General features: G+C 56.6%; 8 protein-coding genes and 1 pseudogene. 5 read left to right on the top strand and 4 right to left on the bottom strand.

Translation table 11 applies throughout. From position 1 onward, the window contains the following. Positions 1 to 376, bottom strand: a pseudogene (locus V6C07_RS07380) (biotin/lipoyl-binding protein); the annotation flags it as partial. 180 nt (positions 377 to 556) lie between these two features. Between V6C07_RS07380 and V6C07_RS07375 the strand changes: the two are divergent. After that, positions 557 to 1,267, top strand: coding sequence for a hypothetical protein (locus V6C07_RS07375; RefSeq protein ID WP_333535716.1), 711 nt, complete (start codon positions 557 to 559; stop codon positions 1,265 to 1,267). A 327-nt stretch (positions 1,268 to 1,594) separates the two neighbouring features. Here V6C07_RS07375 and V6C07_RS07370 read toward each other — a convergent pair whose 3' ends face one another. The 3 genes from V6C07_RS07370 to upp all read right to left on the bottom strand — a co-directional run bounded on the left by V6C07_RS07370 (position 1,595) and on the right by upp (position 4,247). Next, positions 1,595 to 1,759, bottom strand: coding sequence for a chaperone protein (locus V6C07_RS07370; protein ID WP_333535715.1), 165 nt, complete (start codon positions 1,757 to 1,759; stop codon positions 1,595 to 1,597). Between the two features lie 382 nt (positions 1,760 to 2,141). Continuing rightward, positions 2,142 to 3,401: a uracil-xanthine permease family protein gene (locus V6C07_RS07365; RefSeq protein ID WP_333535714.1), complete on the bottom strand. Its 1,260-nt coding sequence runs from the start codon at positions 3,399 to 3,401 to the stop codon at positions 2,142 to 2,144. 219 nt (positions 3,402 to 3,620) lie between these two features. Next, a complete protein-coding gene (gene upp / locus V6C07_RS07360; protein ID WP_333535712.1) occupies positions 3,621 to 4,247 on the bottom strand; it encodes a uracil phosphoribosyltransferase in 627 nt (208 codons plus the stop codon). A gap of 214 nt (positions 4,248 to 4,461) precedes the next feature. Between upp and V6C07_RS07355 the strand changes: the two genes are divergently transcribed. From V6C07_RS07355 to V6C07_RS07340, 4 genes are all read left to right on the top strand, one after another. Further along, entirely contained in the window at positions 4,462 to 5,562 is a 1,101-nt protein-coding gene (locus V6C07_RS07355) for a DUF362 domain-containing protein (protein ID WP_333535711.1), read from the top strand. A 653-nt stretch (positions 5,563 to 6,215) separates the two neighbouring features. Next, positions 6,216 to 6,752, top strand: a complete 537-nt coding sequence (locus tag V6C07_RS07350) for an FmdE family protein (RefSeq protein WP_333535710.1) — start codon at positions 6,216 to 6,218, stop codon at positions 6,750 to 6,752. 128 nt (positions 6,753 to 6,880) lie between these two features. Then, positions 6,881 to 9,088, top strand: coding sequence for a TonB-dependent receptor plug domain-containing protein (locus V6C07_RS07345; protein WP_333535709.1), 2,208 nt, complete (start codon positions 6,881 to 6,883; stop codon positions 9,086 to 9,088). After that, positions 9,076 to 9,843, top strand: a complete 768-nt coding sequence (locus tag V6C07_RS07340; RefSeq protein WP_333535708.1) for a class I SAM-dependent methyltransferase — start codon at positions 9,076 to 9,078, stop codon at positions 9,841 to 9,843. The genes V6C07_RS07345 and V6C07_RS07340 overlap by 13 nt, the downstream gene beginning before the upstream one ends. The last annotated feature ends 69 nt before the right edge of the window (positions 9,844 to 9,912 follow it).

Below are 9,912 nucleotides of genomic sequence, written 5' to 3'. Positions count from 1 at the left end.
GAGCGGCGGCTTCTTCCATAGTGGGCGGACCGGAAGCCTGCCCGGACATGCCCCGCAGGGCCGCGCCCTCACGACCGGCCTCAGCAAGTCTATCCTGATAGGCACGGACGTTCAGCAGCAACAAGGGTTGACCACGGCGCACACTGTCGCCCTCGCGCACAAAAAAACCCTCCACCGGTGCGGAAAATTCCGGCGCAACCACATGCACCATGGCGTCAAGAAAGGCGCGGTCGCTGGTTATGCGCCCCTGAACCAGCCACAGCCAGGCCCCGCCAAAAAGCAGCAGCACCAGCGCCCATAACGGCAGCAGGCGCAGCCACAGGGATTTTTTGCCGCCTTTTCGCGGGGGCATTTCGATATACAGGGCTTCGGACATGGTTTTTCCTTGGCTTGAAACATAAGCGGGACAGCCTGTAAAAAATATGCAGATACCATACCATGCCGGCCGGAATGACAAGGCAACCCACTTTACAAGGCTTCGGCCTACGCATACAAAGGCTGCATTGCCGCATACCCCGGCTTCATGTCAAAACTCCGCCAGGAGAAAATTGTCACCATGCTTATCACGCGTTATTGCGCCCTGCTCTGCCTGGGCGTTCTGCTTTTCGGCTGCTCCACCCGCCCTGTGGTCGTGGTGGAAAAAGATCAATTCATTCGCATGGCCCGAGCCATGCCCAAGGAGCTTCAAGCCCGCAACCTTCTGGACGACAAAGGCTCCTACGTGGCCCCCATGTCTTTTGCGGGCTATAAAAGTTACGGCGAAACGCTTTTTCGACGGCTTTCTCCCTCGTTCATGACCGGAGAGACAAGCCACGACGTTTACCTGGGCAATACCTTTGCCGCCACCATGCAGCCCGACAGCCGCGTCACGCATTGGGACAACGGCTTCCGCATCAGGCATGCCACGCAAACCGTCACTGTCAACATGGTGGCGATTGCGGACTGGAACGGCGACGGGCAGGACGAGTGGATTGTGGCCTGCACCGTTGAACCGCGCATGGGCGGACGCACGCGCACCTATTACCTTCTGGTTCCCCCGCCGCAGAATGATCAGGAAACGCTCAAGGGAACCGTGGCCGCCATCAATGAGTGCTTCGGCCTGTCCTGCACCGTCTTTGTGCGCGACAGCAAGATTATTGAAAGGGCCGCCTCCAATCCCCTTGCGCCGCCCACCGAAGTGCACGACGTGGTGCCGGGTCTGCAGCCCGTGACCGAACCGCCCAAAAAAGGCGCAGCCACCGGCGGCCTTGAAGAGCGCAGCCTGTAAGCACCGTGCGCTACGCAGCGCATGTCCCGCACTGGCGGTGCTTGCCCCATTGCGCCATAATGAAGAACCCCGGCCAAGGCCGGGATTCTTCATTATGGTGCGCAAACCCTGATGCATGCAACTCTGGGCTGCACCCTGCTGAATCGACCAGATTCAGGAACATTACATCTGGAGCAGATTAACTTTGAACTGCTTCACATTTCAAAGCTTTCATTCAGCTGAAAATCGCATTTTCCGGCTGAATCCACGCCACGCTGTGGCGCACTGCACATTCGTGCAGCGCCAGATGATGTAGAGCATCTGCACCTTTTTCAAAGTTAAACCGCTCTAGTCGCACACGCCGCTGTTTTCGGCGCCCACGGGCACGGTGCAGGCGTTCTGCTTTTTGCCGGTGCCATTGCATTCAAAGCACGGCGTATTGTCCTGATTTTTTCCCGTACCGGAACAGGCGGGACACGTTGTATAATCGTCTTTACCTTTTTTATCAGCCATGAGAAGCCTCCTTTTGCGGCTAAATGACAGCCCTGAAACAGGAGCCGGTGTTTCAACAGCGCATTCACAAAACTGAACATCAGAGCAGTTTCAAAAAAACCGCTTCAGCAGCACATGAGAAAAAATCATACTCAGGCCGCATATGCCTGCGCTGACCGTTTTTTTCTTGGCGTCGCCGGGCAAAAAAGCCATATGGCGACCGGTGGCCCTGAAGAAAGCCTAGCATGCTTGCCGCAAAAGATACAACCCGCCGGGCAGCCCCATGCCGCCCGGCGGGTTAAAGAATATTTACATGGATACGCACATTGCGAAATCCCGTGTCCTGCCCCTTTTTACACATTTACCGGCTGTCGCCGCAACGCAGGGGCTTCGCACATGAGCCTCAGCTGCGGCTGCGCGGCAAAAAGAGGTTGAGGGCCACACCCGTCACCGCGGCAAGCCCGATGCCGCCCAGTTTGAAAGAACCGATGCTGAACTGCATGCCGCCCACACCGAAAATAATGATAAGAGCCACGATAACCATATTCCTCGGCTCCATCAGGTCCTTGCCGGCGCGCACCAGCGTGTTCAGCCCGACCACCATGATAGCCCCGAAAAGCAGGATCATTATGCCGCCCATGACGGGAACGGGAATGGACGACAAAAAGGCCCCGATCTTGGACACAAAAGAAAGCAGAATGGCGCACAAGGCCGCCCAGGTCATGACTGCCGGGTTGAAAACGCGGGTCAGGCTTACCGCGCCGATGACCTCGGCATAGGTGGTGCAGGGTGGCCCGCCCACAAAGCCTGCGGCCATGGTAGCCACGCCGTCGCCGAACATGGTGGTATGCACGCCGGGATCTTTGAGGTAGTCGCGCCCGGTGATGGAGCTTATGGCCACCACGTCGCCGAAATGCTCAATGGCCGGAGCAAGGGTTATGGGCATGATAAAGAGTATGGGTTCCCAGGCAAATTCCGGAAAGGTGAACTGCGGCAGGCTCATCCAGGGCGTAGCCGCAACCTTTGTCCAGTCGCCGAGGCCCAGATAGAGCGAAACCAGAAAGCCCGCCGTGATGCCGCACAATATGGGCATGAGCCGTAAAAAGCCCCGGCCCAGCAGCGAAACCAGCACCGTGACCAGAAGCGAGGTCATGGAAACCCACAGGGCCATTTCTTCGGGAACCAGCTGCACCGCGCCGTCGCCGGTTTTTCCCAGAGCCATGTTAACGGCCACCGGAGCCAGAATAAGGCCGATGACCATGATGACAGGGCCGGTCACCACCGGAGGCAGCACACGCAAAACAACTTCAATGCCGCGCCAGCGGATAAGGCCGCTGAGAATAAAATAGACAAAGCCGGAACAGACCAGCCCGCCCAGCGTCTGCGCGACGCCCCAGGTCTGCACCCCGTAAATGATAGGAGCAATAAAGGCAAAGGACGATGCCAGAAAAATCGGCACTTTTCCCTTGGTGCAGATCTGAAAAAGCAGCGTTCCCACCCCTGCGGTAAACAGGGCCACGTTGCTGTCCAGACCGGTAAGGATGGGCACCAGCACCAGTGCGCCAAAGGCCACAAAAAGCATCTGCGCGCCGATCAGGCAGTCCCTGAAACGCAGATTGTAGTCGGTGGGCGCAAATTCCCGCCGCGAGCCGTTCGAGCTCATACCCTGCCTCGATTGTCTAGAGCATTTACCTTTGGGAGCATAGTTCCCAAAGCTTTCCAGACGGTTGCCACGGTGCGCGACCGCGCAGCCCGTGCCGCCGGGCTTTCATCACAAAAGCTTTTCGGCAAGGCTGAAACAGGTTCGCACCTTCGCAGCAAACGCCTGCCACGCAGCCGCCAGAGCAATTTTACGCAAAAACTGCCCCCAATTGTAACGGTACTATTTGGTTCCGAAAATGCGGTCTCCGGCATCGCCAAGACCGGGAATAATGTAGCCCTGCGCATTGAGGTGATCGTCAATGGCGGCGGTATAGATGTCCACATCGGGGTGCGCCGCCTCCACCTTGGCAATGCCCTCAGGAGCGCAGACAAGGTTGAGACTGCATATCTGGCGGCAGCCGTGGCGCTTCAACAGCTCGATGGTCGCGATAAGCGAACCGCCCGTGGCCAGCATGGGGTCAAGAATGATGGCGAGGCGCTGATCCATGTCGCTGGCAAGCTTGACGTAATACTCCACAGGCTCCAGAGTTTCCTCATTGCGGTACAGGCCCACAACGCTGATCTTGGCCCCGGGTATCATGTCCAGCACGCCGTCCATCAGGCCGAGACCGGCGCGCAAAATGGGAACAACCGTAACTTTTTTGCCGGAAATGGCTTCAATTTCCACAGGCCCGGCCCAGCCCTGCACGGTATGCTTTTCAGTGCGAAAGCCCTTGGTGGCCTCATAGATAAGCAGACGCGCCACTTCATTGGAAACGCTGCGAAATTCACTGGTGGAGGTGGATTCCATACGCAAAATACCAATCTTGTGACGCACAAGAGGATGATCTACAACATAAACGGCCATGGAGCCTCCTTGCAGGGCATGAGCTAACCCTCTGTTTTCATGAAACATAAATCTTATTAAGGTTATTCTTGAGCGCACATCTTGTCAAGCGCCCCGGCCGCGCCACAGGCCATTTTTTCACGGCCCCGCCCCTGATTTTCGCTTGCGGAACTGCCCTGAGGAGGCATAAAAAAACTGTGACTACAGCATAAAAAAGCCTGATATGGAGGACAACATGCCTGCCAAAGTATATTTTGCCGATACACACTCCCGCTCACATGAAGAAAGCAAGATGGCCAAGGTGGCCCGCCTGTGCGACGCCCTTAACCTGAAAAAAATCATCAAAAAAAATGAGCCTGCTGCCGTCAAGCTGCACTTTGGCGAATACGGCAACGACACCCACCTGAACCCCACCCTGGTGCGGCAGGTGGTGGACAAAATCGCCGCCGTCGGGGGCAAGCCTTTTCTCACCGACACCACAACCCTGTATTCCGGCAGCAGGCACAATGCGGTCGACCACCTGCGCACAGCCTATCTCAACGGCTTTGCCCCCACGGTGGCGGGCGCTCCCGTCGTTATCGCCGACGGGCTGTTCGGCGGCAACGACGTGCCGGTGCGCATCAACTGCAAACACTTCAAAGACGTGCATATCGCCACCGAAATACACAACGCGCCGGCTATGGTTGTACTCAGCCACTTCAAGGGACATCAGATGGCCGGTTTTGGCGGAGCCGTCAAAAATCTGGCAATGGGGGGCGCGTCGGTGCGGGGCAAGCGGGAACAGCACGCCACCCATGTGAGCATAAACAAAGATGATTGCATCGGCTGCGCCAAATGCGTGCGCTCCTGCCCGCAGCAGGCCCTGAGCATGCGCGACCACAAAAGCCATGTGGAAACAGCGCGATGTATCGGCTGCTTCGAGTGCATGACGGTCTGCCCGGCCAAGGCCATTGTTATTGACTGGGCAACGGAAATGGAACCCTTTATGGAGCGCATGGCCGAATACGCCTACGGCACGGTCAAGGGCAGGAGCAGGCGCGTCTGCTACATCAATTTTGTGCTCAACGTGACACCGGACTGCGACTGCGTAGCCTGGAGCGATATGCCGCTTGTGCCTGACGTGGGCATTCTGGCATCCTCAGACCCTGTGGCTCTGGATCAGGCGTGCCTTGACCTCGTCAACAACGCCCCCTGCCTGTGCGCCAGCACGCAGGAAAAAAAGCAGGGGCAGGACATCTTCACCGCGCGTTGGCCCCATACGCGCGGAACCGTGCAATTGCGGCACGGTGAAGCCATCGGTCTGGGCAACCGGGCCTACGAACTCGTCAAACTGTAGACAGTGTCGTCACGAGCGCCTTTACCGGTATCTCTGCGTCGAACTTCGCCTTTTATTCCGGTCGAGTACCATAAGAGTACACTCCCTGCATAAAAGGCTCGTTCTCCTTGATATACCAAGGAAATTCATCTCGTGACGACACTGTCTAGAGCATTTAACACTTGAAATGCTTGCTTACGGCAGGCAAAAGCCTGCCTGCTCGCATTTCGTGGCAAGGATTTTCAAGAAAATCCTTGCAGAGCAGTTAAGTCATTTCATTCGTTAACTGCTCTAGTTTCCGGGGCTGGCCCCTGCCCCTCCTGTGCCTGAACATGCCTCTGTAGCAGACCAGCCTGACCATCGTTGCCGCACCTCTACACGGACGAAGCCGGATTGCCCGCAAACAGCAATTCCGGCTTTGTCTTTTGTGTGCCCACCGGATTTGCGGCGTAACGGCAGCAGGCCGGGTCAGGACAAATTTTGTCAAAACCGCACGTCTTATAAGTATTTTCTTGCCTGTTTTCTGCCTTGGTGTTACGATTTTTCAATTAATACTACCGGGCGGATCAACATTGTCCCAGCCTTTCACGAAACGGCAAAACTGCGGCCAGCCAAGAGTTACGGCCATATTTCTGCCGATGGGAAAGGGTTTGAGCCGCCATGCAGGAGGCATCATGGATCAGTCAGCTTCAGACAGGCTCAACAAGGCCGTAACCTTTCACGGGCATCTCTGCCCCGGCCTCGTCATCGGCCTGCGCGCCGTGGAGGCAGTAATGGCCCACCCCGTGCTTGGGCAGGCCCAATACGGCAAGCTCGTTTGCATCACAGAAAACGATGCCTGCGGCGTAGACGCCATTCAGTGCCTGCTCGGCTGCTCGGCGGGCAAAGGCAACCTGGTTGCGCGCCCGCGCGGCAAGCAGGCCTATTCTTTTTTTGACCGCGAAAACGGCACGGCCCTGCGCCTGTGCCTGCGTGTGACCAAAAATGAACAGGCCAGCAGGGAAGAATGGCAGCAAACCCTCATGAGCATGCCGCTTGAAGACATGTTCAGTTCGTCTGTACCCAGCTATGAAGCCCCTGAAAGGCCGCGCATTTTTACTTCAATCCCCTGCGAAATTTGCGGCGAAGGTGTGGCCGAACCCATGCTGCGTCTTGAAGACGGCAAAAAAGTCTGTCTGGACTGTCACCGCCATTACCCCCGGCGCTGGTAAGCCAGAGACCTTCAGACGGGCTGCCCGGCGCAGCCTTTTTTTCCAGCGAGTGATAGCACTTTTTTGAAAAACATCACATGCGCCGGCTTGACACCAACCTTCAGCACAGGCGCTGCCAGAGGGTATGTATGAAAATCATCCTTTGCCTGTGCCTGCTGGCTGTGACGGCCTTTCCCCTCCTAGGCCATGCAGCCGGTTCCGACAATCTCATGCAGGACGTCTTTGTTCTGGACCCGGTAAAAGTGACCGGACAGCTGGAAGAAGACAAGCTGGACAGAACCACCGCCATCGTGGTGGAAAAAAACCGCAGCAATAACGTGGCCGACTACCTTGTGCGCGACCCGGAAATATCTTTCAAGCGCAAGGCCGCCATGGGCGACAGCAGCGACATCATCTCCATACGCGGCATGGAATCCAAAAGAATCATGCTCAATCTTGACGGCCGCAACATCAGCTCCACCGGCATGTCCGGAGGCAACTATATCGACTTCGGGACCATCCCGCTGGACAATATCGAGCGGATCGAAGTGATCAAGGGCGGCAGTTCGGTTGAATACGGCAACAGCGCCCTTGGCGGCGTCATCAACGCCTATACCCGCCGCCCCACCGAAAAGCCCTATTTCAGCGCCTATGCCACCATGGGCGGCTGGAAAGACTTTTACGACTTTCATAACGTGCGCGGCAGCTACGCCCAGAAGTTCAACGCCATAGGGCTGAGCGTGGGCCTGAGCCATCAGCACGCCGATCCCTTTTTTCGCAATAACGACTATGACTCCTTTCACTTTAATCCCAAGCTTTACATAGACCTGCCCTGGCAGGCCGAACTTATCCTGGGTTACAATTACAGCCAGACCAGGCGCGGGCTTATCCGCACCAACAGAAACGACGGCAATCCCACCAGCGATTCCAATCCGGATCTGCCCGGCTTTGGTTCTCCCATAGATTCCAACTATCCCACAGCCAGCGGCGAAAGCTTTGCCGGCGGCTCGCCCACGCCCTCAATGACCGTTATCGGCGACGGCGCGCACTGGACAAAGTATCGCCATCTTATGGACTTTACCTACCGGCAGGAATTTCTGGAAACAGCCTACTTTGAAGTCTCCGGTTTCAAAAACAGCGAAAGCCGCCGCGAAAAAAACTATGCGGACATTGACGCCCGCATGCAGATCAAGAAAGGCCCGGACAGTTTCAATCCGTCCAAAACAAAAAAGGGGGATCTGGTACTGGACCGCAACGTCATTGTAGACAATACCTACGGCTTCAAGTTCAAGACAGGAGCCACGGTTCTCGGCCATGCGCTCATGACCGGCGTGGAATACAAGCGGCTGACTCCCGGCCCCATTACCGTGGAATATGTGGATGATAACTATAACAAGGCCGGAGCCAACAACTGGACCGGCAAGATGGAGTCTTCCGAGGCGGGCAGGCCTGCCACAGTGATGGGCGCGTTTCTGGCCGACAAGTTTTCCCTTACCGACAGCCTGCATCTGGATATGGGTCTGCGCTACGACAGTTTCAGCTACAGCCCTGAAGGACAGGACAAAAATCTTTATAACGCGCAGCTTTCTCCCAAGGCCATGCTCACCTACGAATTTACGGAAAGCCAGTCCGCTTCTCTGGCCCTGTACCAGAACTACAGAACCCCCACCATTCCCGAACTGTACTGGAACTCGCAGGCATCCTCACGGGACAATACCGTCAATGTGCCCTATCTTGTGGGCAAGGACATCAAGCCCGAAACGGCACGCGGCATCGACGCGGCCTACAAGTACAGCTTCGGTGGCAAGGGCTTTCTCAAGCTTTCCGGCTTTTACTATAACATTCAGGACTATATCGTTCACAAGCCCGTATACGTAAACCGTCCGCAAAGCTATCAGGCATGGGCCGCCTACAATATCGACGCAGAAATATACGGAGCCACGCTGAGCGGCAGCTATGACGTGCTGGACTGCCTGACGGTAAAAGCCGCCGTGACCAGACAGGACAGCAAAAAGTCCAACGACCCCGCCGATCCGGGCAACGTAATGGAAAAGCTGGAGTATATCCCCGACTGGAAAGGAACCCTGGGAACCATCTGGAAAATCAATGAACAGTTCACCCTGGACACGGTGCTGACCTATGTGGGCGAGCGCAGCTATTACGTCAATACGGCCCAGTTGCGTAAAGGCACGCTGCACGACTACGCCACCCTTGGTGCAAGCCTCAGTTACAAGGTGGACGAACACCTGACCCTTGAAGCCTATGCGGACAATATAACCAATACCCAGTATGAAGAAGCCTGGGGCTACCCGGCACTGGGATTCAACGCGGGAGTCAGCATCAAATGGGAACTGTAAACGAAAAGCAGCAAAAGCAGCGTGAATACTGGAACGCCCGTTCGCGTACCTTCCCGCGCTTTGAGGAAGGCGACAGCAATTACGAGGCGGGCATGCTGCGCCATGCCGCAGAAAACGGCGTGGATTTCACCGGCAAGCGCGTTCTGGACGTGGGCTGCGGCAGCGGCATGTATACCCTGCGCCTGGCGCGCATGGCACAGTCAGTCACCGCCGTGGACGTTGCCGACGAAATGCTGCGCCTGCTGCGCGAAGACGCCGCCGCCATGCACATCGACAATATTGCAACCGTGTGCTCCGGCTGGGACGATTTTTCCACAGACGAGCGCTTTGACATTGTTTTCGCCTCCATGACGCCAGCCATTGAAAGCGATGCGAGCAGGGAAAAACTCATGCAATACACCACCGACAAGGTGATTTTTATGGGCTTTTCTGACCGCATGCTTTCCGACGTCATGCAGGGACTGCACGAGCACTACGGCATTGCTCCAAAAATTTTCAACAATGCCCAGGATATGCGCGCATGGCTGGAGGCCAGGGGTGTGCCGTATACGGCCATACCGGTCAAAGGCCAGTGGGTGGTGGCGAAAAGCCGGGAAGAACTGGTGGACACCTGCGTCACTACCCTGCGTGACTACGGCGCGGAACCGGACCCGGATTTTGTGGCGGCTCATGTGGAGAACTTCCGGGACGAAAACGGCCAATACGTTGAACGCACAGACTATGTTATCGAGATGATCATATGGCAAAAGCGCTGAGCCTGCTTGTGCTGGCTCTGGCGTTGCTGACGGGCGCGGCCCCTGCCGGGGCGCGCTCCGTCACCGACG

The organism is Desulfovibrio sp. 1214_IL3152, assembly GCF_036763055.1.
Classification (GTDB): Bacteria; Desulfobacterota; Desulfovibrionia; order Desulfovibrionales; family Desulfovibrionaceae; genus Desulfovibrio.
This window is presented reverse-complemented; position numbering and strand designations above follow the sequence as displayed.

Bases quoted from the DNA above. Each gene is read 5' to 3' on its own strand.
- V6C07_RS07365 (WP_333535714.1), bottom strand. From the start codon at position 3,401: ATGAGCTCGAACGGCTCGCGGCGGGAATTTGCGCCCACCGACTACAAT.
- upp (WP_333535712.1), bottom strand. From the start codon at position 4,247: ATGGCCGTTTATGTTGTAGATCATCCTCTTGTGCGTCACAAGATTGGT.
- V6C07_RS07370 (WP_333535715.1), bottom strand. From the start codon at position 1,759: ATGGCTGATAAAAAAGGTAAAGACGATTATACAACGTGTCCCGCCTGT.
- V6C07_RS07345 (WP_333535709.1), top strand. From the start codon at position 6,881: ATGAAAATCATCCTTTGCCTGTGCCTGCTGGCTGTGACGGCCTTTCCC.
- V6C07_RS07355 (WP_333535711.1), top strand. From the start codon at position 4,462: ATGCCTGCCAAAGTATATTTTGCCGATACACACTCCCGCTCACATGAA.
- V6C07_RS07375 (WP_333535716.1), top strand. From the start codon at position 557: ATGCTTATCACGCGTTATTGCGCCCTGCTCTGCCTGGGCGTTCTGCTT.
- V6C07_RS07350 (WP_333535710.1), top strand. From the start codon at position 6,216: ATGGATCAGTCAGCTTCAGACAGGCTCAACAAGGCCGTAACCTTTCAC.
- V6C07_RS07340 (WP_333535708.1), top strand. From the start codon at position 9,076: ATGGGAACTGTAAACGAAAAGCAGCAAAAGCAGCGTGAATACTGGAAC.